Below are 24,652 nucleotides of genomic sequence, written 5' to 3' on the forward strand. Positions count from 1 at the left end.
ATGACCCCCGTCCACGTCAGGTGACGGAGATGGCGTCGAGCTTCTCCTTGAGGTACTCCGCCGCGATCACCTCCGGGTAGTCGGCTTTGCCGATCGGCGGGCCGAGCGGGGAGATGCGCGCGTCGTGGTCCGTCTCGTAGAAGAAGATCAACGACACCAGGTCCTCGTCGGGTGCGCTCGCGTGCGGCGGGAGCACCCGGTGCCGCGTGGAACGCCACCGGTGCCGCGTGGAACGCCACCGGTCGCCGGTCCACCGCGCCATCAGGTCGCCGATGTTCACGGTGAAGGCATCCGGGTGGTAGGGCGCGTTCTCCCACCGGCCGTCCTTGGTGAACACCTGGAGCCCGCCGACACCGGCCTCCCTGTCCAGCACGGTGACCGTGCCGAAGTCGGTGTGCGGGCCGATCCGGAACTGGCCGTCCTCGGGGTGGCCGACGACGGTCAGCGGCGGATACCAGTTGATGTTGAAGGTGTAGGTGGGGTTGCCGGTGTGCCTGGTGAAGTGGCTCTCCGGCAGCCGCAACGCGACCGCGAAGACCGTCAGCAGCTCATCGGACAACGCCCGCATCCTGGCCATGTACTCCACGGAGGTGGATTCGAGGAACGGGACCTCGTCCGGCCACACGTTGGGGGCGAACCAGAAGTTGTCGACCGCGGGATCCCCGACCGGGGTGTCGGAGCCCACCGAATAGGACTCCTTGAGGTCCGGCGGAGACTCCACACCCTCGGCGTACGAGTTCGCCTCGACACCAGGCGGCAACCACCCGCGCCCACCGACAGAGACGGCGTACCGCTGCTTGGCCTCCCCGGACAACCTGAAGAACCGCCGCGCCTGCTTACGGGTGTCGTCACGCAGCGACCGCGGCACACCGTGCCCGGTGATCAGCAGGAAGCCGGAATCCTGCAACGCGCGGTCGATCTGGTCGGCGACGTGGACGCGGTCCTTGAGCGAACCGTGGAACCACGGCTCAAGATCGATGAGTGGGACGGTCATGAGCGCTCCTCCCCGATATCCTCGAACCACAAGTCGGGATGCTCCGCGATGAACTCGGTCATCATCTCGACGCAGTCCCGGTCGTCCACAATGGTCACCTGAACACCGTGCGCGGCAAGCCAGTCATGCCCACCGGAGAACGTGGTGGCCTCCCCGATGACCACCCGGTCGATGTTGAACTGACGAACGAGCCCACTGCAGTACCAGCAAGGCGAAAGCGTGGTCACCATGACCGTGTCGCGGTAGTGCGGCCTGCGGCCTGCGTTGCGAAAAGCGGCGGTCTCCGCGTGCATCGACGGGTCACTATCCTGCACCCGCCGGTTGTGCCCACTGCCGAGTAACTCCCCATCAGGGCCATACAGAGCGGCGCCAATGGGAACCCCGCCACCAGCCTTGCCGCGCAGCGCCTCCTGCCGCGCCACAGCCAGCATCTGTTTCGCCTCGATCAACTCGCGGCTCGCGTGCATGGTCACACTGTCGTGCCTCGACAGCGGCCTGGCAAGAGCTTGACCACCCAGCCGAACAACAGTAACGAGCTGCGCGTCGGTAACGCTCAGTCACCGGTCGTGGAGCCGCGTCAAAACCAAACCCTAAGCGTCCAACACAGCGTTCTCGGCCTGGGTCTGAGCCGCCCCGGCGACGGGAGGCAACGTGGACCAGGGAAAGTTGATCCACCGATCGGTGTACCGCCAGACGTAATCGCTCTTGACCGTCGAATGCGGCTTCTCGTAAACCACCGCACACCGCACCTCGGCCACGTGATCGGAACAAAAATCCCGGACCAGCTTCAAGGTCGCACCCGTGTCGGCCACATCGTCGGCCACCAGGACGCGAGCGCCCGTCAGGTCGACCACGTTCGGCACCGGGGGAAGCATCACCGGCATGTCCAGGCGCTCGTTCACCCCGGTGTAGAACTCCACGTTCATCACGTGCAGGTTCTTGACGTTCAACGCGTACCCCAACGCCCCGGCTGCGAACAGGCCGCCGCGTGCGATGGAGAGGATCAGGTCGGGCTGGTAGCCGTCCGCGGCGATCCGCTCGGCCAGTTCGCGGCTGGCGGTGCCGAAAAGCTCCCAGGTGAGTACTTCGCGCTGCTCCGTCATGGTTGCCGAGCGTAGCCTGCCGATGGATCCTGCCTGGTCAGCGGGTCGATCCGCCGAGAAAATACCGACCGGTCTTTTTCTTCTTGCATACCGGTCGGTTGGTTTTATATGGTGACACCGCCACCCCGACGGACGGAGGAAGCTGATGGAGATCGGCGTTTTGGGGCCGCTGGAGGCCCGCTCGGGCGCGGCCCGGGTCATGCCGACGGCCGCGAAGACCCGCAAACTGCTCGCGATGCTCGCCGTCCACGCCGACGAGGTCGTGCCGATCGGCGAGCTCAACGAGGAACTCTGGGGCAGCAAGGTCCCCCGCAGCGCCAGCACCACGCTGCAGACGTACGTCCTCAACCTGCGAACCATGATCGCCGCCGCCACCGGTGGCACCAACGCCGACGCCAAGCGGATCCTCGCCACCCGGCCCGGCGGTTACGTCCTCAACGTCTCCTCGGTCGACGTCCGCGAGTTCGAACGGCTCACCGCCGCGGGCCACCGGGCCCACCAGGCCAGGGAGTACGAGGCCGCCGCGGACACCTTCCGCGCGGCGCTCGGTCTGTGGCGCGGGCCGGCGCTCGTGGACGTCCAGCTTGGACCGTTGCTCCGGGGCGAGGTGCAGCGGCTCAACGAGGCCCGGCTGTCCGCGCTGGACCGGCGGATCGACGCGGACCTCCGGCTGGGCAGGCACCACGAACTCGCCGGCGAGCTGACCGGGCTGGTCGCCAGGCACCGCACCCACGAGGGCCTGCACGCGCACCTCATGGTCGCGCTGTACCGCAGTGGCAGGCGGGCTCAGGCGATGAGCGTCTACCGCACGGTGCGCAAGGCGTTGATCGAGGAACTCGGCCTGGAACCGTCGCTCGGGCTGCGGCGGCTGCAGCAGGCGATCCTCAACTCCGATGCCGCGCTGGGGGAGCCGCGGCTCGAACGCGTCGGGTGAGGGCGTGGTCAGGCAGCAGCGCTCCGAGCAGACCAGGCGGCAGCTGATCGCGGCCGCGGCGGAGCTGTTCGACCGGGTCGGTTTCGTGCGCGCGACCATGGCGGACATCAGCTCGGCCGCAGGCGTGACCAAAGGGGCGTTGTACTTCCACTTCCCCTCGAAGGACACGCTCTCGGACGCGGTGCAGTGCGAAGCCGTCGAAATGCTGGACATCCTGGTGGCAGGCCTGTCGGCCGGGCCGTCGCCGATCCAGTCCGTCATCGACCTGCACCACCAGGTCGTGCGCTGGCTGCGCGAGGACACGATCGTCCGAGCCAGCCTGCGGATCAGTCACGACACCGGTGGCACGGCCGACTTCTGCACGTCGTGGCTGGCCGCGACCGAATGGCTGCTCGGCAAGGAGTCACCCGAGCGGGCCGGGATGGCCGCGACCGTGCTCGTCGGGCTGTGCCTGGGGGTGGAGACGTTGCGGTGGAACGGAATCCGCCGGGACGACCTCGCCGCGCCGTGGGAGCTGGTGCTGCCGAGCCTGGTCGGTCACGACCCTTCCGGTGTGAACCGGCTCAGCCGACGCGGCGGGACCAGCGACGGCAGGACGTAGCGCCACATGGTCGCGACCCGCTCGGGCAGGTCCGCCCGGTCGGTCAGCACCTGCGCCGCGGTCTGCAGCCCGGTGAACGCGCCGACCACGAAGTTGGCGATCTCCGACGTGTTCAGCTCCTTGCGCACGTCACCGCGTTCCTGCGCGTGGTCGAGCTGGTCACGGATCAAGTCGATCCACCTCAGGTAGGACTGCGGGGCGGGGTTGCTGAACGTGCCCTGCTCGATCACCAGCCGGACGCTCGCCCGCACCCGGACGTTCTCCCTGAGGTTGCGCGCCATCGTCTGGGTCAGGTCGATCACGGTCTGCAGGCCGGGTTTGCCCGCATCGCCAGCCAACGGCCAGATGGTGAACTGCTCGTCGACCAACGCGTGCGCGAGCTCCTCCTTCGAGGTGAAGTGGAAGTACAGCGCGCCCTTGGTGACACCGGCCTCGGCCAGGATGTCGGACAGGCTCGCGCCGACGAAGCCATGGCGGTCGAACACCGCGGCGGCCGCGTCGAGGATCGCGGTCCGCGTCCGCTCCGCCCGTTCCTGTTTCGGCACCCGACCGAGTCTACGGCCGGGTGCCCGGCGAAACAAACCGGTAGGTAGGTATTTTCCTGCCGGGGTCAGGCCGGGGTGAACGGGATGACGAGCTTCGACTGCCCGTCGTTGACACGCAGCGACGTCGCCGCGTTGCCGATCGCGTTCCACACCTCAAGCCGGACGCAGCCGTTGCTCATCGACTGGAGCGTTCCCGTGGTGGCCCGTTGACCGGCGGCCTGGGTGTAGATCTCCCAGCCGTTCACCGGGTCGGTCGCGAAATAGCTGTACGTCTCCGTGCGGGTGTAGGCGGACCCTGTTGGAGCGTAGGAGATCCGTGCCTGCACACCGGCGCCGACCGCTGAGCCCGCGTCGACGCCCAAGGTGAACTGGGTCGGCTTGGACGAGTCGTAAGTGCCGGTGAATCCGCAGACGGTGTACGTCACCGGATTGTGCGGGGTGCCGTCCCAGTTCGCGCCACCGGCGGACGAGATCGTGGCGCTCGACCCGCTTGTGCCCGCAGTGGTCGACAGGGCGTTCGTGTTGACGAAGAACGTGCTGCTCCCACCGCCCCCGGGTGGCGTGCCAGGTCCGCTACCGCCCTGCCACGTGATCACCCCGGTGGTCGCCGTACGTCCAGGTTGGACAGTGAGGGTCGTTCCGGTGGAGAACGTCACCGTGAGCGGCGTCGTGCCGCGGTTGGCCGCGACGTACGTCCGCGCGCCGTTCTTCGTGAACACAGCATAGAGGGGGGTGTTGGCGGTGACGCCGATGTCCACTTGGCCCAGTGCGGACAGGTTGCGCAGCCAGTGGAACGTGTGCGCCCTGCTTTCACCTTCCTCGGGTGTGTAGCTCGTGGTCCGCCACGCCTGGAGCGCGGCGTCCGGTTGCGACAGCGCCTGGAACTCCCAGATGATGTCGCGCCACACAGCGGGCGCGGACGGTTTGACGGTCCGCATCTCCCGCAGGTTCGAGTTGATGTAGCCGGGGTTGTACCCGAGGTACAGCGAAGCGCCGGTGATCGGCAGCATGTTGATGCCGTGGATCATCTCCGGCTCGCCGGAGAACCACGTCGCGTACGCTCCGCCGTTGCCCCACACCATGCCGACGGTGTTGTGCGGGAACGCTGCGGGGAAGTTTGCGCCGGTGTTGTCGTGCCAGTACTCCGCGATCGCCGCGGCCTGGGTGACGTACTGGTAGATGCCCGCGTCCCTGACGGTCCTGTTTCCCGTGGCCTGCCCGAACTGGATGAGCGCCGAGTCGAAGTTCATCCCCTCGGACGAGGACTCCTGGTTGTTGCCCGCGAAGAAGTTCGCGTGCCCGGACGCCCAGTCGTGCCCGGCGTAGATGTCGAAGTCCCGCAGGAACGGGAACCGGGTGTCGTTGCGGTCGTAGTTGTTGGCGTCCCGGATGAGCACGTCGACCATCCCGCCGTACTGGCCGGGTGACGCCCACGTGGGGTCGTACTTCGCGAGCGTGGCCGCGGCGGCGATGAAGTAGCCGTAGTGGAAGTGGTGGTCGTTGAGCTCCTGGTCGGACCCGAACGACGCGGGGTAGCCGATCAGCGTGCCCCAACTGGAGTTGTAGCCGAAGACCCGCGCGGTCTTGCCCGGCGTGGCCGTGAACCAGTCGGTCAGCCGAGTCCGGATCGACGACAGCATCCGGTCGCGAACGGCCGTGTTGCCGACCAGGTCGGCGATCTCGGCCAGCCGCGCCGCCCGGCCGAGACCTTTGCCTGTCCAGTAGGTGTCATCGCCGAACCCCGCCAACGGGTCGCCCGAACCAGCCGCGTTCAGCTCGTTGTTCAGCGTGGTCAGGTCGGCACCGGTCATCCCGACAGCCGGCAGCTCCGGCAGGACACCTCGGTAGACCATGTTCGTCTGGAAGGACGTCACGTTGGTGAGCACGCGCATCTGACCGCGTGGCGAGATGTACGTGTTCCCGATCGGAGTGCCGCCCGCGAGGTACTTCCACTGGTGGGGGTACAGGGCGGTGACGGTGCCTGTGGCTGCGCCTTCTCGTGGCTGGGTGGTGAAGGTGTACGTCGTGGTGAGCCTGCTGGTGGCTTCGTTGAACGCCCACGAGACATTGGTTCCGGTGATGAACGAATACGCGTAGGGCGCGAAGGCGTTCAGCAGGTTGGTTCGGTCGGTGTTGCTCGACTGCGGGGTCGTGGGGAGCACCGCGGCCGAGAAGTAGCCGCGCCCGGCGAGCGTCGAGCTGATCGTGGCGCCGGAGACCGTCCACGTCGCGCCGGTCGGGGCGAACAGCGCGTAGTCGTGGCCGTTGATCGTGACACCGAGGGTTTTTCCGGTGTTGGACCAGATCGTGGGCGCGGATGGGAAGCTCAACACGGCGTTCCCGCCGGTCGCCTGTGCGTGGACGAACGGAAGTCCGTGGCCGATGGTTGTTTTCAGCGACCGGCCCGCGTTGATCCACGCCGCCGTGACTGTCCAGTCGCTCCAGCCGTCGACCATGGCTGTGGAGGTCAGACCTTCCACGCCGATGGTGAAGTCGGTGGAGTGCTCGAAGTGGTACTCGCCCGTGGTCGTCGCGGATCCGGTGATCGTCGGCGTGGTCGGGTAGTCGACTCCCAGACCGGACGTGGTTGCCTTGAGGGACAACGGATGCGCTGCGAGATTGTCCGATCCGGCGCAGTCGTTGCGTTTCCAGAGCAGAGACGACCACCAGTCGTTGGTGGGGACACCGCCTGGCGGGGCGTTCGAGGTGACGAATGTTCTGGCGTTGTTGCCGATGGAGCCGCAGCCGGTCGGGCCTGGACCGGGCAGGGTGTCCAGGTAGCCGCCCGCGCCCACCGTGGTCGCGTTGGCGGTGTTGTTGCCGGTGAACAGAACGAGGCCGACAGCGAGCGTGAGCACCGCGAAGGCGGCGGTCAGGATCTGCTTCTTTGCAGGGAGCATTGACTCTCCTCGTGGCGGAAGAGTGCAGGGGGCCGGGAGAGCGCTCTCACCCGAGCTTCAATGGGACCTTGCGGACATGTCCCGTGTCAAGAGAGCGCAGTGCTGTCGTGAGTGGTTACCGGGGTTGGAACCCGGTAACCGCTCACGAGGAGATGTCAGCGGTCTGCTGTGAGTTCGTCGAAGCTGGGGAAGTCGTTCGCGAGGGTGTTCCCGGTGAAGTTTCCGATCCAGCCTTCGTCGTCGTGGAAGAAGCGGATCGCCACGTAGTCCGGTCGGGTGCCCATGTCGAACCAGTGTGTGGTGTTCGCGGGGACGCTCAGCAAGTCGCCTGCCTCGCAGAGGATTCCGTACACCTTGCCGTTCACGTGCAGGTAGAACACGCCCGCACCACGGGCGAAGAACCTGTCCTCGTCGTCATCGTGGGTGTGCTCTGCCAGGAACTTCGTGCGTGCCTCCGCTGCTTTCGCTGTCCACTCCGGAGTGTCGATGGGCGTCATGTGCAGGGCGTCCACATATGTGTAGCCCTCCGACGAGTTCACCCTCTCGACGTAGGTGCTGTACGCGGCCAACACCTCTTCCGAGGTGGGCTCGGCCGGGAGGCCCGTCACGACCGGCCAGCGGTCGAAGCGGACACCGAGCTGCTTGAGCTCGCCCTGGATCTCCTCCGCGTCCTCGGTGCGGACCAGCACCGTCGATGCGTCCGTGTCGGGCCATACGGTCAGCAGCGTCATGACTCGATTATGAACCTCGTCAGCCATTCCAGGCACTCTGTCCGGTGTCTGGCATGGTGCAGGTCATCGCCCCACACGTAGAGGCCGTGCCTCGCCACGATGAGGGCTGGGGTGTCCGCGCGGTAACCCGCTTCGAACGCGTCGCCGAGGGCCACCATGTCCTGGCTGTTGGGCACTACCGGGATTGTCACGAGGTCGTCGTGCGCCGCACGTCCGAAGCCCTTCAGCATTTCCAGGTCCCGCAGTTGCACGCCGCCCGGCCAGCGTTCGGCCGCCAGGACCGGCGCCAGGACGTGCACGTGCACCACCGCACCCGCACCGGACACCGCCGCGATCCTGCCGTGCAGGCCCGCCTCGGCTGACGGGGTCGGTGAGTCGGGGTGGACCGGGGCGCCCCTCTCGTCGATCTCCACGACGTCCGACGCCGTCAGTTCGCCCTTGTCCAGGCCACTGGCCGTCACCGCGAGGCGCAGCGGGTCGTCGCCCAGCCGTACCGAGAGGTTCCCCGAGGTTCCGCGCATCCAGCCGAGCGCCGTGTACCTGGCGCACTCCGCCGCCAGCAGCGCCCCGGCTTCTCCCAGGTTCACGCCAGGTCCACCGTGATCTCCGCGAACGACTTGACCGCCAGGTGGCTGCCGAAGTCCGCGTCGCCGAACGGCTCGCCCGGCCTGGCCAGCCCCACCGTCTGCCAGCCGTCCTCCGCCGCCGCGTCCAACTCCGCCGGGACGTCGGAGAGGAACACGATCCGCTCCGGTGACGCGTCCAGCGCGGACGCGATCGCGCGGTAGGACGGGGCCTCCCGCTTCGGGCCCGCGTTCACGGTGTCGAAGTGCTGCGAGAACAGGGTGGTGATGTCGCCGTCCGACGTCCGGGAGAACGCCGCCACCTGGCCCGCGACCGAGCCGGACGAGAACACCGCCAGGTCGAGGCCCTTGTCGTGCCACGCGCGCAGAGCCGGGGTGACGTCCGGGAACAGCTCGGTGACCAGGTCGCCCTCGGCGTACCCGCGCTGCCAGATCAGGCCCTGCAGGGTCTTGAGCGGCGCGATCTTCTGGTCCGCGTCCATCCAGCCGTGCAGGACCTCGACGATGTCCGGCGTTCCCGCCGAGTCGGGCAGTTCGCCGAGCAGACGGATCTGGGCGACGGCCTCGACGACAACGGGATCGTCGCCGTTCGCGTCGATCCACGGGCCGAGGCGGGGACGCGCGTAGTCGTACAGCACGACGTGCACCTGGCTGGTCGGGGTGAGGGTGCCTTCGATGTCGACGACGACCCACCGTGCGGTCAGCGCGGTCACTGGTTCTGCTCTCCTTCGTGGTAGTACTCGGCGATCCGGTGCGGCTCGAACGGACCCCGGTCGGTCACGATCGTGGTGACGAACCGCGGTGGTGTCACGTCGAACGCGGGGTAGAGGCCGCGCACCTTCTCACTCGCTGTGCGGATGCCCAGGGTGTGCAGGACGTCCTCACCCGGCCGGTACTCGATCGGGACGTCGTCGGCGGTCCGCGCCTCCTGGTCGGGGGCCTGCACCATGGCGTGGAACGGCACGTTGAACGCCGCCGCGGCCACCGCCAGCCCCAGGGTGCCGACCTTGTTGACCACGTCACCCGCCATCGTGACCCGGTCGGCCGCGGTCACCAGCGCGTCCACTTCGCCGGACTGCAGCACCGCCGCGCCCATCCCGTCGGAGATCAACGTGGTGTCCACGCCCATCTCCGCCAGTGTCTCCGCCGTCAGCCGGGCGCCTTGCAGGTACGGACGGGTCTCGGTGCAGAAGAAGCGCAGGCGTTTGCCGTCTCGCTGAGCCGCGGACACCAGGTCCACCAGGTACAGGTCGGCCCAGCAGTGCGTCATCACGCCGCCGTCGTCGGGCAGCAGCGCAGCGGCGGCCGTGCCCAGTGCGCGGCTGCGGCCGCGGTAGAGGTCGTCTCCGGCCTGTGCACCCGCCATGGCCGAGGAAACCAGCGATTCGCCGGAACCGGACACCGTGGACAAGACGGCGTGCACGGCCTTGCGTAAGTGGTTGTTCGTGCGGCGGGCGTTGGTCAGGCGTACGCCCGCTTGTTCCATGTACGCGAAGGCGGCGTGCGGGCGTAACCCGGCGGCTTCGCGGGCGGCGAGGACCATGCCGTACAGCGCGGCGAAGTAGGGGCCGGAGGACTGGGTGACCATGTCCTCGATGGCCTTGGCCACTTCGGTGGAGGTGCGGCACAGCACCCACTCCCGCGCGAACGGGAAGCTGCGGCGGTCCAGGATCTGCACACCGTCGACGGTGAGCTTGACGCTGTCCGCGAGTACCGGGGTCGTCATCAGCTGTATCCCGTGAACGGCGGGTGCTCGCCCGTGAGGAAGTACGCGCCGATCTCGCGTGCCTTGTAGACCACGGGGTCGTGCAGCGTGAGCGTCCTCGCGTTGCGCCAGAACCGGTCGTAGCCGTACTTGGTCGCGGTCGCGCGTGCGCCCATGAACTCGAAGATCTTGGTTGTGGTCTCGTTGGCGACGCGGGTGGAGAACACCTTGGCCGACGAGATGGTCACCGCTGTACTGGCCCGTTGCTCGGCGGTCAGCTCCGCGCCCGCCGCCACCGACTGGCGCAACGAGTCCGACGCCCGGTCGGCCAGGGTCGCGGCCGCTTCGAGTGACGCGACGAGTTCCCCGTATCCGGCGAGGATGTACGGGTCGGTCGACGCCGATTCCACACCGGACAGGATCCACGGCCTCGCCTGGCCACGGGTGTACTCGGCGGCCTCGGCGAGCGCCCCGGCCGCGATACCCACGTGGATCTGCGTCAGAGCGAGTTGAAAGCCAAGCGCTGCAAGGGAAAGTCTGATGGAATCGGCGGGCTGGGCGCCGAGCACGTCCTGGCCGTCGACCTCGACGTCGTCGAACACGATGCCACCGCTCGCGGTCAGCCGCTGGCCGGTGTTGTCCCAGTCGGACGGGTACGAGATGCCGGGCGCCTTGGCGTCGACGGTGAACGTCAGCTTGTCGCCGTTGTCCACCCTGGTCGCCGAGACCACCAGCCGGTCGGCGACGCTGGCGCCGGTGGCGAACGTCTTGCGGCCGTTGACGGTGTAGCCGTCGCCGTTCGGGGTCAGCTGGAGTGCGGCGTCCAGCGGGTTGCTCACACCCGACCAGAACCAGTTCGCGTCCGCGCGCATCCGCTGGGCGGCGGCGGGGTTGTCGAACAGCTGCGCGCGCCACAGGTGGAGGTAGTGGTAGCCGATCAGGTGGCCGATCGACGCGTCCGCCGCCGAGATGATCCTGGTCACCGCGTCGGTCGCGGTGTCGTCGGCGGCCAGCAGGCCGGACGAGCGCAGCAGCTCCACCTCGGCGGCAGGCGGCCGGTTCGCCCGGTCCCGCTCGACCGCGTCCGCCTTCAGCCGCGCGGCGACTTCCTCGGCCAAGCCGATCCAGTCCGTCATGGCCGAAACGGTACTGGGCCTGGGCACGCGCGTGTCCCGCCTGTCCACCTGACAGAACTTGCGTGACGCGAAAACTTGCGGACTGCGCACCTTTCTGGCAGGCTCGGGTGGTGTCAGGGTTGAGAGAGCGCAAGAAACGGGCCACGCGGGAGGCGCTCAGCTGGGAAGCCGTGCGGCTCGCTGCCGAACGCGGCCTGGAAAACGTGCTGGTGGAGGACATCGCGGCGGCAGCGGGTGTGTCGCCGCGAACGTTCAACAACTACTTCGCCAGCAAGTACGAGGCGATCGTCTGGCGTGAGGTCGACCGGATCGTGCAGATCGGGGACATCCTGCGGGGACGCCCGCCGGACGAGCCGTTCTGGGAGTCGATCGAGCACGCGGTGCTCGCCATCTACAACGTCGAAGGCACGGAAACACCTCCCAGCGCGGAGTGGACCGAGGGCGTCCGGAGGTTCGTCAGTTCGCCGTCGTTGGCGGCCGAGTTCCTCAAGGCCGACGCGGTGATGACGCGTGCGCTCGCCGAGGCGATCGCCGACCGCCTCGGCATGGACGTCGACCGCGACATGTATCCGAGCGTGGTCGCCGGTTCGGTCGCCGCGGCGCGTGCCGTCGCACAGACCCAGTGGATAAACGCCGATCCGCCGGTTGCGCTGGGGCCGTTGATCCGTGAAGCGCTCGGATATCTGGTCCGAGGAGGAGAACCATGATCGTGATCGCAGGAGCGGGGCCGAACGGCCTGATGCTCGCGTGCGAGCTGGCACTGTCCGGGGTACGTCCGGTCGTGCTGGAGAGACTGACTGAACGAAGCGGTGAACTCAGGGCCAACGGCATGGTCGGCCAGGTGGTGCGGCTGCTGCACCACCGCGGTCTGCACAAGCGGCTCGGCGGCGGTGACACTCCCTTTAGGACACCCCATTTCCTGTTCAGCATGCTGCCGTTGGACCTCAGTGCGGTCCCTGATCACCCGCTGACCATTCTTCCCGTCCCGCAACACCGGATCGAGCAGGTGCTCGAGGAGCGGGCGCTGGAACTCGGTGTGGAGATCAGGCGTGGCCACGAGGTCACCGGGTTCGCACAGGACGAATCCGGTGTCGATGTGCGAGTGCTTGGGCCGCAAGGCGAGTACTCACTCGGTGCCGAGTTCCTCGTCGGCGCCGACGGCGGCCGCAGCACGGTCCGCAAGCTCGCCGGGATCGACTTTCCCGGTGTCCACACCGACAAGGGGGTGACCCGAGTCGCGCACGTGTCGTTGCCCGGCCTCGTCGACGGGGCCCTGGAGGTACCGGGACACGGCCGGATCCCGCCGTGGGAGTTCGTCCGGACCGAACGCGGTGGTTTCGTCCACATCGAACTGGAACCCGGCAAGCCGATGGTGACGACCCTCGAGTGGGAACCCGCTGACGACGTTCCGATGACACTGGCCGAGATGCGCGAGAGCGTCCGCAGGGTGCTCGGTGCCGACGTGCTCGTCGAGCCGCCGGACTCGGCGGGCCCGCACCAGCTGCGCCGGACCTCCGGTGGCAACACCAGGATCGCCGAGCGCTACCGGGACGGCCGCGTCTTCCTGATCGGTGACGCGGCGCACGTGCACTCCGCGATCGGCGGCCCCGGGCTGAACCTGGGATTGCAGGATGCGGCAAATCTCGGCTGGAAACTTGCCGGACACGTGCACGGCTGGGCACCGGACGGCCTGCTCGACACCTACGAGACCGAACGCCGCCCAGCCGCCGAACGAGTCGTCCTGCACACGCAGGCCCAGGCGGCGATGACCAGGCCGGGGCCGGAAGTGACCGCACTGCGGACGTTCTTCACCGAGCTGATGGCCAGTGCGGACGTCGCGACGCACATCGCGGAAACCATGGCCGGGGCGGACATCCGCTACCCAACGGGCACGAACCACCCACTGGTGGGCCGGTTCCTGCCGGACCACGGCGCCGCGGCCCTGCTGTCCCCAGCGCGCCCGCTGTTGCTGGATCTCGCCCGGAACCCCGCACTCGAGGGCATCGCGGCCCAATGGGCCGATCGGGTGGACGTGGTCGAGCTCGAATCCACGTATGCGCATGCGGATGTGCTTCTTGTCCGTCCTGACGGGTATGTCGCGTGGGCGGGTGACGGTGTCCTGAGTGGACTTCGTGAGGAATTGGCCGCGTGGTTCGGCAGTCCGCGAATCCTGGAGACCGCTACGAAATAGCACTCAGTCGGTCACCGTGCGTGCCCGGGTGGAGCGGCTGTTGCCAGATTGAGATCCCCGGCGCGTCACGATCCCGGTCGCTACGCCGAACAGACCAATGTGGACTGAGCGGAATAGGCCAGTTGTGTGATTGTCATCGCAGCCCCGCCCGGATGTGCTTCGTGGGCAGTTTCTCGCCACGATCCCCATGAAGGGTTTGGCTGTGACACCACGATCTCCACAGCGCAGACGCGCCGGGTGGGCGGTGCTCGCGATGAGCACCGCCGTGCTCGGCCTCGCGACGCCGGCGACGGCGTTCGCCGAACAACCAGCACCGCCTCCGGAGCAGCCGGTTCCCTCCGGCACCAAGCAGCTCGACTCCCGCGACCGCGCGCTCGTCGCCGAGGCGGAGAAGGCGGGCAAGCCGTCGGTCACCGTCCTCGTCGCCGCTGAGCACGGCCGTGCCGACGCGGCCGCCAACGAGCTGCGTGCCATCGGCGCGAACGTCAAGTCCGTCGAGAAGGACCTCGACTACCTGAAGGTGACGCTGCCGCCGGGCAAGGCGCGCCAGGCGGTCAAGCTCGACTCGATCCGCGCCATCGACGTCGACGGCCTGATCGCCAGGGACGAGCCGCGCCCCGACGGCATGGGCAACCCGCTGCCGCAGCCCGCGCCGGGCCCCAACACCCCTCGCGACAACCCGTACCTGCCGACCGGTGACACGCACGCCGCCCAGTTCGGCAAGGCGTTCCCGTTCTGGGACGGCAAGAACGTCACCGTGGCCGTTTTGGACAGTGGTGTCGACCTCGACCACCCCGCGCTGGCCAAGACCTCCGGCGGCGAGCGCAAGATCGTCGACTGGTACAACGCCAACTCCCCGGACTCCGGTGACAGCACCTGGGTCACGATGTCCCAGCAGACCTACACCGGCCAGTTCACCGCCGCCGGACGCACGTGGACCGCGCCCGCGGCCGGTGGCCCGTACAGCGTCGGCGTGTTCGTCGAGAACTCCGGTGCCAACGACTTCGCCGCGGGCAACAGCGAGATCGGCGGCGACGTCAACCGCGACGGCGACAAGGCCGACCGCTTCGGCGTGCTGCAGGACGTCACCACCAAAGAGGTCCGCGTCGACCTGAACGGCAACGGCAACTTCACCGACGACGCCGCGATGATCGACTACAAGGTCAAGCAGGACGTCGGCCACTTCGGCACCGACAACCCGGCGACGCCCGCGGTCAAGGAGACCGTGGCGTTCGTCGTGCAGACCGACAAGTCGGTCTACGGCACCGCCGACACCCCGTTCGTCGGCCTCGGCATCGCCGCCGCCGCCCACGGTTCGCACGTCGCCGGTATCTCCGCAGGCAACGCGATCCTGGACGGCAAGATGGCCGGTGCCGCCCCCGGCGCCAAGGTTCTCGCCATCAAGGCGTGCCTGTCGACGCCGTCGTGCACCGAGAGCGGCCTGGTCGACGGTGTCGTCTACGCGGCACGCAACGGCGCCGACGTCGTCAACATCTCCATCGGTGGCCTGCCGCCGCTCAACGACGGCAACAACGCCCGCGCGGTGCTCTACAACCGCATCATCAAGGAATTCAACGTCCAGCTGTTCATCTCGGCCGGTAACAGCGGCTCCGGTGCCAACACCGTCGGCGACCCGTCGGTGGCCACCGACGCGGTGAGCGTCGGCTCGTACGTCACCAAGGAGACCTGGCTGTCGAACTACGGTTCGCAGACGGCCAAGAAGGAAGGCCTGCACCCGTACTCGTCGCGTGGTCCGGCTGAGGACGGCGGTTTCAAGCCGAACATCATCGCACCGGGCTCGGCGATCTCGTCGATCCCGCAGTGGCAGCCCGCGCAGCCGCTGCCCGGCACCTACACGCTGCCGGTCGGCTACGCGCACTTCAACGGCACCTCGATGGCCGCCCCACAGGCGGCCGGTGCCGCCGCGCTGCTCGTGAGCGCCTACAAGGCGACCCACGGCGGCAAGCGGCCGAACATGGCCGCACTGCGCAACGCGATCTACTCGTCCGCGCGGTTCGTCGACGGGCTCGGCGCGTACGAGCAGGGCAACGGCCTGTTCGACGTGTTCGGCGCGGCTCTCTACCTGGCCGCCAACCCGAACCCGGACACCGTGACCAGCTCGGTCGAGGTGAACACGGTGCTGGACGGCTTCCTGGCCAAGCCGGGCTTCGGCGTCGGCATCCACGACCGTGAGGGCGTGGTGCAGGGCAAGCAGTACACCCGCACCTACACGTTCACCCGGACCACCGGTGGCGACCGCCCGGCGCCGTACCGTCTCAAGTGGATCGGCAACGACGGCACGTTCTCCTCGGCCGGTTCGGTTGTCCTGCCGTTGAACAAGCCCGTCACGGTCGACGTCCGCGTCAACCCGCGTCAGGGTGGCGTGCACTCGGCGGTGCTCGAGCTGGACAACCCGTTCACCTCCGGCACCGACTCGCAGCTGCTGAACACCGTGTTCGTGCCGCAGCAGGTCAACGCGGGCAACAAGTTCAGCGTCACCAACAGCGGCAGGATCGACCGCAACCAGACCCAGAACTTCTTCGTCAACGTGCCGCAGGGCACGACCGGCCTGAAGTTCGACCTGACCGGTGGCGGCGCCGCGGCCGGTGCGGGGCAGGTCCGGTTCATCCGGGTCGACCCGCGCGGTATCCCGATCGACGTGACGTCCACGACGAACTGCTACAACCCGGACGCCGGTGCGGGCTGCAGCACGGGATCGCCGACGACCCGCACGGTCAACAACCCGATCCCGGGTGTCTGGGAGGTCTACGTCGAGGCCCGGCGCACGTCGGACGTCGCGTCGGCACCGTTCTCCCTGACCACCACGGCCATCACGACGAAGATCAGCCCGAACCCGGACACGATCGACTCGTTGCAGGCCGGTGTGCCGTCCACCCGGAACTACTCGGTCACCAACTCGGCCGGTGCGTTCAACGGCAAGCTGGTCGGCGGCCCGCTCAGCAGCTCGCTGGCGCTGCGGCCGAGCATCAAGACCGAAGACCAGCAGCAGCGTCAGATCAACGTGCTGCCGGGCTCGACCTCGCTGCGGGTGGCGATCGGGAACCCCAGTGACATCAAGGCCGACCTCGACCTGGCGCTGTTCAACTGCACCAGCGGGTCGTGCGTGCTGGCGGCGCAGAGTGCTGACGCCGACTCCGAGGAAGCGGTCAGCGTCACCAACCCGGCGCCTGGTGTCTGGATCTCGCTGGTCGTCGGTTACGCGGTGCCCGCGGGCACCACGGACTTCGACTACAACGATCTGTTCTCCTCGCCGCAGCTGGGCACGGTGACTGTCAACGACAGTGACGCGCAGCGTGGCCTCGGGGCGACTTGGACCGTGCCCGGCACGGTGACCGCCGCGTCGGTCCCGCCCGCCGGTCGCAAGCTCCAGGGTGACCTGACGGTCCGGACCAGCGACGGCGGAATCGTCGGAAACGGTTCGATTCTGATCAACACCGTCACGCCGTAACGGCGGAACAATTCAGGGGCGGGCCGGTTTCGACCGGTCCGCCCCTGATTGCGTGAAGGCTAGAAAATGACGTCGTTACACAGGTAGAAAGCCTCGCCGCTGTCCGGCATCTGGCGCTGCCAGATGGTGAAGACGACGTGTCTGCCGGTCTTGCCCGACGGCAGCTTGGTGGCGATCTGGTACACGCCGTTGACCGGAACCGGGTTGGTCACCTGGTTGAACTGGACCATGTCGGACCAGCGCAGCGTCTGCAGCGGGTTGTAGCCGTCGCGGGTGATGTAGCTGGTCCACACACCCTGGTGGGCCGCGGTGGCCTTGACGCCGAACGTGAAGTTGGCGCCCGCGGTGAGTTTCGTGGCCGGCCAGTCGTCGCGGGCCAGGTTCAGGCCCGCGTACTTGGCCCGGCCCGCGCCGCAGAGCTGGCCGTCCGGGATCATCGAGCGGTGGTTGCCCGCGACGTTGGGCAGGTTGACCTCGTGCCAGTCGTAGAAGGCCTGCGTGCCCCCGGCGGCGACGGCCGCCCTGCACGCGGCTGACGCCGGGTTCTCCGGGTTCTCGACGAACCGGCACTGCCAGGTGCGGCTCGGTGGGTTCATGGTCGAGCCGTGCGCGTTCGCCACGGACACCGGCAGGACGGCGGACAGCACGAGGGGGATCGCTCCGAGCAGGGCGACCAGTGCGGATCTACGGCGCTTGGACATCAGGCGTCTCCTTGCGACAGGGTGCCATGAAGTCGTCGCGCCCGACTCATGAGGAAGAAACTCCGTTATTCGAGTGTGAATTGACCCAGTTGACTGCCGCTAGGTCCGTTCGGGCTAAAAGATTGCGAACTTTACCCCCTAACGGTCGGGAATGAACGTTCGATCTAAAAGGAACGAGGGGAAATTACGGCCCGATGATGAGGAGTAGCGTCATGCGGCTGAGATCCGTCCTGATATCGATCATGGCGATATTGGGAATCACTGTTTCCGTCCCACAGGCGAATGCGGCACTCAGTGACGACTGGGCATTCGCATTCAACAACCACCTCGCGCCGATCGGCGGATTCACGCTGATGGACCCGACACACCAGTGGAGCAAGTTCGGCGGTGCGAGCGGCCAAGTCCGGTCGCCGGGCACCGGTCGCTACGAGGTGCTGTTCCCCAAGACCACGGGCAAGCGCGGCATCGTGCACGTGACGTCGGCCGGGCTGCAACCAGGCTGGTGCCAGATCGCGAGCAACTGGAAGATGGGCAACGACGGCCTGCACGTGTTCGTCAACTGCTACAAACACGGCGGCGCGCTGGCCAACAGCCAGTTCAGCGTGTTGTTCACCGAGAGCAGCGGTCCGATCGCGGCGCCACCCGGCGCCCATGACTACGTGTTCGCCAACTTCCAGGGCACCGTCCTCAACGAGTTCAACTCCTCCGGCGGGGCGAACTTCGTCGGCTGGGGCGGCGCCGGTTCCGGGCTGTACAAGGTCTTCCTGCCGGGAGCGGGGCCGAACGACCCGAGCGGCAACCTGCAGGTGACCGCGGCCGGGGCGAAGCCCGCTCGGTGCAAGGTCGCCGAGTGGTATCCGTCCTCGACCGGGCAGACCGTGGTCGTGGCTTGCTTCGACGCGGCCAGCAAACCGTATGACACCGGGTGGACGCTCAGCTACAACCGTGAGCGGCCCGTGATCGGGGAATACGGTCCGCCCAAGCGGTTCGGGCACATCTGGGTGACGCCCGCACTGCCGCCGTTGACCAACTTCAACTCGGCAGGCGCGACCAACACGGTGTCGTTCGGGCCGGGGCAGTACCTGGTGACGTTCCCGAAGATCGGCCTGAAGGAGGACCACGTCCAGGTCACCGCCTACGGGCCGGGCCCGAACTATTGCGGTTTGAGCAACCTGTGGTTCACCTCGGCCACGGACGGGCTGGTGCGCAACGTCGAGTGCTACGACGCGGCGGGCAATCTGGCCAAGAACGACTCGTTCGTCGCCTACACGTCACGTCAGTAGCTCTTGACCATCCTGGCGGCTGAGTCTTTACTGTTCGGAAAGTTCCCTATTTAACTCGCCGCCAGGATGGAGCCAGCCATGCTCAGACGCGGGTCGGTTGCCGTGATCACACTGTGTTGTCTCGCAGCGACCGCGACTCCGGCGTCGGCCGCTGCCGCCGGATTCGTCCGTGTGGACCAGGTCGGATACGCGACGGGTGAAGCCAAGGTCGGGTACCTGCTCGGCACGCAGGCCGTGTCGGGCGCCCCGTTCACCGTGGTCGACTCCGGCGGGAAAACGGTGTACTCGGGCAAGGTCGGTGCCAGCCTCGGCGGCTGGAACACCAAGTACAAGGCCGTGCACCAGGTCGACTTCTCCAAGGTGGACAAGCCGGGCGCGTACCAGGTCAAGTTCTCCGGCAAGATCACCGCACAGTCGCCGCGCTTCACAGTGGACCGGGCGGACGCGCTGTTCCAGCCGCTCGTCCAGGCCACGACCGAGTTCTTCCAGGCGCAGCGCGACGGCAGGAACGTCATCCCCGGGCGGCTGGACCGCAAGCAGGCGCACCTGACCGACGCCAAGGCCACTGTCTACGCCGAACCGAAGTTCAAGGGCGACGGCGGCGACGTGCCCGCCGCGCCGCTCAAGGCGGTCGGCGGTCCGGTGGACGTCGAAGGCGGCTGGTTCGACGCGGGCGACTTCGTGAAGTTCACGTCCAACACCGCCTATTCACTGGCCGAACTGGGTTACGCGCAACGCCGAGGCGGAAACCCGCAGCTGTACGCGGAGTTCAAGCACGGCCTCGACTGGCTCGACAAGGCGTGGGACGCGCAGAGCAAGACGCTCTACGCCCAGGTCGGAATCGGTACGGGCAGCGAAGAGTTCGGTTTCGTCGGCGACCACGACGTGTGGCGGCTGCCGGAAGCGGACGACAAGCTCAGCGTCAAACCGGGCGACCAGCAGTACTTCATCAAGTACCGCCCGGTGTTCACCGCGGGCCCGGCCGGATCACCGGTCAGCCCGAACCTCGCGGGCCGGGTCGCCGCCGCGTTCGCGCTGGGTGCCCAGTTGGAGCAGGATCCGGCGAAGGCCAAGCGTTACCTGGACGAGGCGGCGTCGATCTTCGGTGCCGCCAAGACGACGGGCGTCGGCGAGCTCGTGACGGCCTTCCCGCACGCCTACTACCCCGAGGCATCCTGGTTGGACGACATGGAACTCGGTGCGGCCCAGCTGGCGCTCGCCGCGCGCAAGCTCGGCGACAACCGGGCCGACGCGTGGTCGAAGCAGGCGACGCAGTGGGCCAAGCAGTACATCGGCAGCACCTCGAAGGACACGCTGAACCTGTACGACACCAGCGCCTTGGCGCATGCCGAGCTGATCGGCCTGCTGCGGCAGGGAGTCCCTGGGGCGCAGGTGACCGAGAAGCAGTTGGTCGACGACCTCAAGCGGCAGCTGAACTCCGGTGTCCAGCGCGCGGCGTCCAGCCCGTTCCGCACCGGCGTGGAGATCACCAGCTTCGACGCGGCGAGCAAGAGCTTCGGCCTGGCCGCCACCGCCCGGCTCTACCGTGCGGCGACCGGTGACACCTCGTTCGACGCTTTCGGTGTGCAGCAACGCAACTTCGCACTCGGCGCGAACGCTTGGGGTATCTCGCTGGTCATCGGTGTCGGTTCGACGTATCCGAAGTGCCCGCAACACCAGGCCGCGAACCTGGCAGGCGACCTCAACGGTGGCAAGCGCGTGCTGTACGGCGCGGTGATCAACGGCCCGAACGGCGCCGAGAACTTCGATGGCCTCGGCGACATGCCGGACGGCGCGAAGTCGTGCGGCAACTCGTTCACGGCGTTCGACGGCAAGGGATCCAAGTTCTTCGACGACGTGCGGTCGTGGCCGAGCTCGGAACCGGCGATCGACTTCACATCGACCGCCCTGCTGGCCTTCGGCCTGTCCAGCTGAAAACCCTCGTGAGTGTTTGCCGGGGTTCTGACCCGGGCAAACACTCACGAGGTGTTCTTGGGGGTTCTGGTCTTGGCTTTGCTGGGTCTGGGCTTGGTTGGCCTGTCCGGTTCGGCCTGGCCGCCCGGCCCTGGTTCCTCCGGGTCTGCCGCCTGGGGCGGTGCGAGTCCTGGGCCGGGGGTCTTGGCGACGGTTTCGCCTGATCCCTGTTTCGGCTGCGGTGGCTGATGGTCGGGAGTCTGCTGGTGTTGCTGGTGCCTGGGCTGGGGATTGGCGACCTGCTGCTGCGGTGTGGGCGTGTCGTTGGTGATGGTCGAGTCGATCACCTCGCCCCGGTTGGGCTTGGCCGGAACGGGATCCGGGCCAGCGGGCGGCGTCGTCGGCGCGGCGACGAACAGGGCGATCACACCGGCCGTCAGGCCCGCGCCGATCATCGCCGCGACCTTCGGCACGACCAACTTGCGTTGCCGCCGGGGCATCGGCACGGTCGGCCGGTCGACGCGCAGCAGGTCCACGCATTCGGTCGCGTTCGGACGTTCACCCGGCGCGGACCGGGTCATCTGCTCCAGCGCATCGGCGAGCGGCGCCGGAATGTTCTCGGGGACCCGTGGCCGCCGGTTCAGCCTGGCCAGCACGGTCTCCGCGTCCAGGCCCGGGTACTCGACCTCGCCGGTCAGGCACTCCAGCAGGATCAGGCCGAGACCGTAGACGTCCGCGGGCGGGCCGACCTCGGTACCCAGCACCTGCTCGGGCGACAGGTACGCCGCGGTGCCGACCAGCCGGTCGGATGCGGTCATCCCGCTGCGGGCCATCAGCTTGGCCAGCCCGAAGTCGGCCAGGTGCGGTACGCCGTCGGCGTCGAGCAGGATGTTGCCTGGCTTGATATCCCGGTGGACCACACCCTTGCCGTGCACGTAGGCCAGCGCGCCCGCGATCTCGATGCCGATCCGGCTGACCTCCTCCGGCGTCATCGCACCGCGGTCGATCCGGTTGCCCAGGTGCGGGCCCTTGATCAGCTCGAGCACCAGGAACGGCTCGCCGTTGGCGTCGCCCGAGTCGTACACCTTGACCAGGCGCGGGTGGTCGAACCCGGCGAGCAGCTTGGCCTCGTCCTCGAATCTGAGACGGCCGACGGGATCCGCGTGCGGCTGGAAGATCTTGATCGCCACCTCGCGATCCAGCCGCTCATCCCACGCCTTCAGCACGCGCGCGGTGCCGCCGCGGCCGAGTTGTGTGATCAGTCTGTACCTGTCGGCCAGCACGGGTGCGGCGCGTCCGCCGGATTCCTCGTACATTTCGGCCACACTAGTGGCCATGGATCTCAAATCCATAGCGGACCGGCTCTACGCCTTGCGCCCGGGTGATTTCATGGCCGCGAGGAGTGAGTTCGTGCGTGCCGCCAAAGAAGAGGGCGACAAGGAGGCCGCCGCGGCGATCGGCAAGTTCCGCAAGCCGTCGCTCGCCGCGTGGGCGCTGAACCTGCTTGCCCGCAAGGCACGCCCTGACCTGCAGCGTTTGGAGAACCTGGGCGTCGCGCTGCGTGACGCACACGGTCGGTTCGACGGCGAAACCCTGCGTGACCTGTCCAAGCAGCGCCACCAGGTGATCCGCGCGCTCGTGGCCGAAGTGAGGTCGTTGGCCTCTGGCGAAGGCCAGAAACTCAGCGAGTCCGTGCTGCGCGACGTCGAAACGGTCTTCGCCGCGGCGCTGGCCGATCCGGCGGTGACCGAGGTGTTGCTGGCCGGAACCCTTTCGGCCACGAACGACTTGACGCTCCCGCAGGCATGGCCGGAATCACCCGAACCGGTGGTCGACGAAGTGGGCCTGCGCCGTGAGCAGCGCGCGGAGCGCCTCCGCCAGGAACTCGGCCGTGCCCGCGCGGACGCGCAGCACACGGCCGAAGTCCGCGACCGCGCCCAGTCCGCCCTGTCGCACGCGGAGCAGAAAGCCGAACGTGCCGCGCAGCAGGTCGCCGACCTGACCGCGGAGCTGGAACGCCTCCGCGCCACCGAACAGGAAGCCGCCACCGAGGTCAGGGAAGCGAGAGCGGTGTTCCGCACGGCGGAGAAGGCGGCCGAACGGGCCCGCCGCCACCTCGAAACCCTGGAGTGACCAGCCTTATTGGACGATCGTGCGCAGTGCGGCGACCGCGCCTTCCCTGTGCTCGTTCCACAACCGGACGACCGCGTCCGCGTCACCGGCCCGGATGGCCGCGATGATCGCCTCGTGTTCGGCATGGACGCGGGCGCGGTTGTCCGAGGAGCTGTAGTACAGGGCGCGGTAGGCGTCCGTGGCGTCCCACATCACCCGGACAAGTCTGGCCAAACGCGGCATACCGGACGCTTCCAGGACCGTGAAGTGGAAGACCCGGTTCGCGGCGGCCATACCGACGATGTCGTCGGCTTCCGCGGCTCGCATGATGTCCTCCTCGGCCTGTTCCATGCGTTCGATGTCCTCGGCCGACATCAACGGCACCGCGCGCACGGTCGCCTCGGTCTCCAGCAGCTCGCGGATCCGGTACACCTCAAGCAGGTCTTCGAGCGACAGGTCCGCGACCTGGTACCCGCGGTGCGGGCGGTAGATGACCTGCCCCTCGCCTTCCAGCGTCCGCAACGCCTCCCGCAACGGCACACGGCTCACGCCGAGCCGTTCGGCCAGCGCGTCCTGGCGCACGGGCGAACCGGGCGGCATCTCGCCGGTCAGGATCGCCCTGCGCAGTTCGGCGAGGACGAACTCCTGCGCGGTCGGCGGGCGTTTCGGCGTGGTCACGTGGGGTTGCTCCGATACACGGCCGGTGTGCGGCTCATCCGGATGGGATTGGCGACGTGCGGCAGCCCGTCGATCGAGACCACCGGCGCGAGGCCGACTTCGGTCGCCAGGCCGACGGCCTCGGCGAGGGTGTTGATCGGTCCACAGGGGACACCCGCGTCGGTCAGCGCCGCACACCAGTGCGCGGCGTCCCGCGTGGCCAGCCGGGTGTTGATCACCGCTGTCAGTGCGGTCTGGTGCTCGACGCGCAGCGCGTTGGTGGCGAATCTGGGGTCTTCCGGAATCCCGAGCACGGAACACAGCGCGGCGAACTGCTTGTCGTTGCCCACCGCGAGTACGAGTGGCCGATCTGCGGCCTGGAACACGGCGTACGGTACGACGCTGGGATGCGCGTTGCCCATCGCCTGGGGCACGACGTCGGCCATCACGTACGCCGCGGACTGGTTGACCAGGCCCGACAGCAGTGACGACAACAGGGAGACCTCGACGAGCTGGCCCTCGCCGGTCGCCTCGGCGTGCCGGAGCGCCGCGAGGATGCCCGCCATCGCGTGCAGCCCGGTGATCACGTCCACCACCGCGACCCCGGCCTTGGTCGGCGACTCGGGCGTGCCGGTCACGCTCATCAGCCCGCCGACTGCCTGGACCAGCAAGTCGTAACCGGGCAACGGCGACGACGGGCCGAACCCGGTGATCGAGCAGTACACGAGCTTGGGGTTCACCGCGGACAGGGATTCGTAGTCCAGGCCGTGGCGGGCCATCGTTCCCGGCCGGAAGTTCTCGACGACGACGTCGGCCGACTCGGCCAGTTCGCGTGCGGCGGGATCGGCCAGGTCGTGCGAAACGATGTGCTTGTTGCGGTTGAGACCGAGGAAGTACGTGGAGTCTTCGCCGACGTACGGCGGTCCCCACGCTCGCGTGTCGTCGCCGCTGCCCGGTCGTTCCACCTTGACGACGGTGGCGCCCAGGTCGGCGAGCAGCATCGTCGCGTAGGGCCCGGCCAGCACGCGGCTGAAGTCGGCGATCGTCACGCCTGCCAGAGCTTGCACGTGATCAGGCTATCATTGGAGAATT

General features: G+C 67.9%; 22 protein-coding genes. 8 read left to right on the forward strand and 14 right to left on the reverse strand.

Annotation, left to right across the window (positions count from 1 at the left end; all coding sequences use genetic code 11):
• Positions 1 to 16: 16 nt before the first annotated feature.
• From ALI144C_RS14510 to ALI144C_RS14520, 3 genes are all read right to left on the reverse strand, one after another.
• On the reverse strand, positions 17 to 994 hold the full coding sequence (locus ALI144C_RS14510; protein ID WP_076987613.1) for an isopenicillin N synthase family dioxygenase: 978 nt from the start codon (positions 992 to 994) through the stop codon (positions 17 to 19).
• Entirely contained in the window at positions 991 to 1,461 is a 471-nt protein-coding gene (locus ALI144C_RS14515; RefSeq protein ID WP_076987746.1) for a nucleoside deaminase, read from the reverse strand. Before ALI144C_RS14515 ends, ALI144C_RS14510 begins: the two co-directional genes overlap by 4 nt.
• 123 nt (positions 1,462 to 1,584) lie before the next feature.
• Entirely contained in the window at positions 1,585 to 2,097 is a 513-nt protein-coding gene (locus tag ALI144C_RS14520) for a phosphoribosyltransferase (protein WP_076987614.1), read from the reverse strand.
• 145 nt (positions 2,098 to 2,242) lie between these two features.
• On the opposite strand from ALI144C_RS14520, the gene ALI144C_RS14525 reads away from it, so the two are divergent.
• Entirely contained in the window at positions 2,243 to 3,031 is a 789-nt protein-coding gene (locus tag ALI144C_RS14525; RefSeq protein ID WP_076987615.1) for an AfsR/SARP family transcriptional regulator, read from the forward strand.
• Positions 2,991 to 3,632 carry a TetR/AcrR family transcriptional regulator gene (locus tag ALI144C_RS14530; RefSeq protein ID WP_076987616.1) on the forward strand — a complete coding sequence of 214 codons (642 nt, stop codon included), beginning with the start codon at positions 2,991 to 2,993 and terminating at the stop codon, positions 3,630 to 3,632. The genes ALI144C_RS14525 and ALI144C_RS14530 overlap by 41 nt, the downstream gene beginning before the upstream one ends.
• On the opposite strand, the gene ALI144C_RS14535 is transcribed toward ALI144C_RS14530, so the two are convergent.
• From ALI144C_RS14535 to ALI144C_RS14565, 7 genes are all read right to left on the reverse strand, one after another.
• The gene (locus ALI144C_RS14535; protein WP_076987617.1) at positions 3,569 to 4,177 is read right to left on the reverse strand and encodes a ScbR family autoregulator-binding transcription factor; all 609 of its coding nucleotides are present in this window, start codon (positions 4,175 to 4,177) and stop codon (positions 3,569 to 3,571) included. The genes ALI144C_RS14530 and ALI144C_RS14535 overlap by 64 nt on opposite strands.
• Positions 4,178 to 4,242: 65 nt before the next feature.
• Positions 4,243 to 7,077: a glycosyl hydrolase gene (locus ALI144C_RS14540; RefSeq protein ID WP_076987618.1), complete on the reverse strand. Its 2,835-nt coding sequence runs from the start codon at positions 7,075 to 7,077 to the stop codon at positions 4,243 to 4,245.
• 155 nt (positions 7,078 to 7,232) lie between these two features.
• Entirely contained in the window at positions 7,233 to 7,808 is a 576-nt protein-coding gene (locus tag ALI144C_RS14545; RefSeq protein ID WP_076987619.1) for a 1,2-dihydroxy-3-keto-5-methylthiopentene dioxygenase, read from the reverse strand.
• Positions 7,805 to 8,395: a methylthioribulose 1-phosphate dehydratase gene (mtnB, locus tag ALI144C_RS14550; RefSeq protein ID WP_076987620.1), complete on the reverse strand. Its 591-nt coding sequence runs from the start codon at positions 8,393 to 8,395 to the stop codon at positions 7,805 to 7,807. Before mtnB ends, ALI144C_RS14545 begins: the two co-directional genes overlap by 4 nt.
• Positions 8,392 to 9,105, reverse strand: coding sequence for an acireductone synthase (mtnC, locus tag ALI144C_RS14555; protein WP_076987621.1), 714 nt, complete (start codon positions 9,103 to 9,105; stop codon positions 8,392 to 8,394). The genes mtnB and mtnC overlap by 4 nt, the downstream gene beginning before the upstream one ends.
• Entirely contained in the window at positions 9,102 to 10,118 is a 1,017-nt protein-coding gene (locus ALI144C_RS14560) for a s-methyl-5-thioribose-1-phosphate isomerase (RefSeq protein ID WP_076987622.1), read from the reverse strand. The genes mtnC and ALI144C_RS14560 overlap by 4 nt, the downstream gene beginning before the upstream one ends.
• Complete coding sequence (locus tag ALI144C_RS14565) at positions 10,118 to 11,233, reverse strand: acyl-CoA dehydrogenase family protein (protein ID WP_076987623.1); 1,116 nt, start codon at positions 11,231 to 11,233, stop codon at positions 10,118 to 10,120. The genes ALI144C_RS14560 and ALI144C_RS14565 overlap by 1 nt, the downstream gene beginning before the upstream one ends.
• A gap of 110 nt (positions 11,234 to 11,343) precedes the next feature.
• On the opposite strand from ALI144C_RS14565, the gene ALI144C_RS14570 reads away from it, so the two are divergent.
• The 3 genes from ALI144C_RS14570 to ALI144C_RS14580 all read left to right on the forward strand — a co-directional run bounded on the left by ALI144C_RS14570 (position 11,344) and on the right by ALI144C_RS14580 (position 16,893).
• Complete coding sequence (locus ALI144C_RS14570) at positions 11,344 to 11,940, forward strand: TetR/AcrR family transcriptional regulator (RefSeq protein WP_076987747.1); 597 nt, start codon at positions 11,344 to 11,346, stop codon at positions 11,938 to 11,940.
• Positions 11,937 to 13,424, forward strand: a complete 1,488-nt coding sequence (locus ALI144C_RS14575) for an FAD-dependent monooxygenase (RefSeq protein ID WP_076987624.1) — start codon at positions 11,937 to 11,939, stop codon at positions 13,422 to 13,424. The genes ALI144C_RS14570 and ALI144C_RS14575 overlap by 4 nt, the downstream gene beginning before the upstream one ends.
• A 253-nt stretch (positions 13,425 to 13,677) precedes the next feature.
• The gene (locus ALI144C_RS14580; protein ID WP_237774149.1) at positions 13,678 to 16,893 is read left to right on the forward strand and encodes a S8 family serine peptidase; all 3,216 of its coding nucleotides are present in this window, start codon (positions 13,678 to 13,680) and stop codon (positions 16,891 to 16,893) included.
• Positions 16,894 to 16,952: 59 nt separating this feature from the next.
• Here the strand turns inward: ALI144C_RS14580 and ALI144C_RS14585 are convergent, their stop codons facing one another.
• Entirely contained in the window at positions 16,953 to 17,594 is a 642-nt protein-coding gene (locus ALI144C_RS14585) for a lytic polysaccharide monooxygenase auxiliary activity family 9 protein (RefSeq protein ID WP_076987626.1), read from the reverse strand.
• A gap of 212 nt (positions 17,595 to 17,806) precedes the next feature.
• Here ALI144C_RS14585 and ALI144C_RS14590 point away from each other — a divergent pair, with 212 nt between their 5' ends.
• Complete coding sequence (locus ALI144C_RS14590; protein ID WP_083753025.1) at positions 17,807 to 18,877, forward strand: hypothetical protein; 1,071 nt, start codon at positions 17,807 to 17,809, stop codon at positions 18,875 to 18,877.
• A 78-nt stretch (positions 18,878 to 18,955) separates the two neighbouring features.
• Positions 18,956 to 20,812, forward strand: coding sequence for a glycoside hydrolase family 9 protein (locus ALI144C_RS14595; protein ID WP_076987628.1), 1,857 nt, complete (start codon positions 18,956 to 18,958; stop codon positions 20,810 to 20,812).
• Between the two features lie 44 nt (positions 20,813 to 20,856).
• Here the strand turns inward: ALI144C_RS14595 and ALI144C_RS14600 are convergent, their stop codons facing one another.
• The gene (locus ALI144C_RS14600) at positions 20,857 to 22,107 is read right to left on the reverse strand and encodes a serine/threonine-protein kinase (protein WP_076987629.1); all 1,251 of its coding nucleotides are present in this window, start codon (positions 22,105 to 22,107) and stop codon (positions 20,857 to 20,859) included.
• Positions 22,108 to 22,126: 19 nt separating this feature from the next.
• Here ALI144C_RS14600 and ALI144C_RS14605 point away from each other — a divergent pair, with 19 nt between their 5' ends.
• Positions 22,127 to 22,924: a hypothetical protein gene (locus ALI144C_RS14605; RefSeq protein WP_076987630.1), complete on the forward strand. Its 798-nt coding sequence runs from the start codon at positions 22,127 to 22,129 to the stop codon at positions 22,922 to 22,924.
• 6 nt (positions 22,925 to 22,930) lie between these two features.
• On the opposite strand, the gene ALI144C_RS14610 is transcribed toward ALI144C_RS14605, so the two are convergent.
• On the reverse strand, positions 22,931 to 23,581 hold the full coding sequence (locus ALI144C_RS14610) for a GntR family transcriptional regulator (RefSeq protein WP_076987631.1): 651 nt from the start codon (positions 23,579 to 23,581) through the stop codon (positions 22,931 to 22,933).
• Positions 23,578 to 24,627 (reverse strand): CaiB/BaiF CoA transferase family protein, encoded by a 1,050-nt coding sequence (locus ALI144C_RS14615; RefSeq protein WP_076987632.1) that lies wholly within the window; start codon positions 24,625 to 24,627, stop codon positions 23,578 to 23,580. Before ALI144C_RS14615 ends, ALI144C_RS14610 begins: the two co-directional genes overlap by 4 nt.
• Positions 24,628 to 24,652 lie beyond the last annotated feature (25 nt).

The sequence above is a fragment of the Actinosynnema sp. ALI-1.44 genome (assembly GCF_001984155.1).
Lineage (GTDB): Bacteria > Actinomycetota > Actinomycetes > Mycobacteriales > Pseudonocardiaceae > Kibdelosporangium.

What these genes read in the sequence shown, in the direction of transcription:
- ALI144C_RS14520 (WP_076987614.1), bottom strand. Translation starts at nt 2,097, where the DNA reads ATGACGGAGCAGCGCGAAGTACTCACCTGGGAGCTTTTCGGCACCGCC.
- ALI144C_RS14595 (WP_076987628.1), top strand. Translation starts at nt 18,956, where the DNA reads ATGCTCAGACGCGGGTCGGTTGCCGTGATCACACTGTGTTGTCTCGCA.
- ALI144C_RS14575 (WP_076987624.1), top strand. Translation starts at nt 11,937, where the DNA reads ATGATCGTGATCGCAGGAGCGGGGCCGAACGGCCTGATGCTCGCGTGC.
- ALI144C_RS14530 (WP_076987616.1), top strand. Translation starts at nt 2,991, where the DNA reads ATGCCGCGCTGGGGGAGCCGCGGCTCGAACGCGTCGGGTGAGGGCGTG.
- ALI144C_RS14590 (WP_083753025.1), top strand. Translation starts at nt 17,807, where the DNA reads ATGCGGCTGAGATCCGTCCTGATATCGATCATGGCGATATTGGGAATC.
- ALI144C_RS14560 (WP_076987622.1), bottom strand. Translation starts at nt 10,118, where the DNA reads ATGACGACCCCGGTACTCGCGGACAGCGTCAAGCTCACCGTCGACGGT.
- ALI144C_RS14585 (WP_076987626.1), bottom strand. Translation starts at nt 17,594, where the DNA reads ATGTCCAAGCGCCGTAGATCCGCACTGGTCGCCCTGCTCGGAGCGATC.
- ALI144C_RS14510 (WP_076987613.1), bottom strand. Translation starts at nt 994, where the DNA reads ATGACCGTCCCACTCATCGATCTTGAGCCGTGGTTCCACGGTTCGCTC.
- ALI144C_RS14540 (WP_076987618.1), bottom strand. Translation starts at nt 7,077, where the DNA reads ATGCTCCCTGCAAAGAAGCAGATCCTGACCGCCGCCTTCGCGGTGCTC.
- ALI144C_RS14605 (WP_076987630.1), top strand. Translation starts at nt 22,127, where the DNA reads ATGGATCTCAAATCCATAGCGGACCGGCTCTACGCCTTGCGCCCGGGT.
- ALI144C_RS14515 (WP_076987746.1), bottom strand. Translation starts at nt 1,461, where the DNA reads ATGCACGCGAGCCGCGAGTTGATCGAGGCGAAACAGATGCTGGCTGTG.
- ALI144C_RS14565 (WP_076987623.1), bottom strand. Translation starts at nt 11,233, where the DNA reads ATGACGGACTGGATCGGCTTGGCCGAGGAAGTCGCCGCGCGGCTGAAG.
- ALI144C_RS14600 (WP_076987629.1), bottom strand. Translation starts at nt 22,107, where the DNA reads ATGTACGAGGAATCCGGCGGACGCGCCGCACCCGTGCTGGCCGACAGG.
- ALI144C_RS14580 (WP_237774149.1), top strand. Translation starts at nt 13,678, where the DNA reads ATGAGCACCGCCGTGCTCGGCCTCGCGACGCCGGCGACGGCGTTCGCC.
- ALI144C_RS14545 (WP_076987619.1), bottom strand. Translation starts at nt 7,808, where the DNA reads ATGACGCTGCTGACCGTATGGCCCGACACGGACGCATCGACGGTGCTG.
- ALI144C_RS14525 (WP_076987615.1), top strand. Translation starts at nt 2,243, where the DNA reads ATGGAGATCGGCGTTTTGGGGCCGCTGGAGGCCCGCTCGGGCGCGGCC.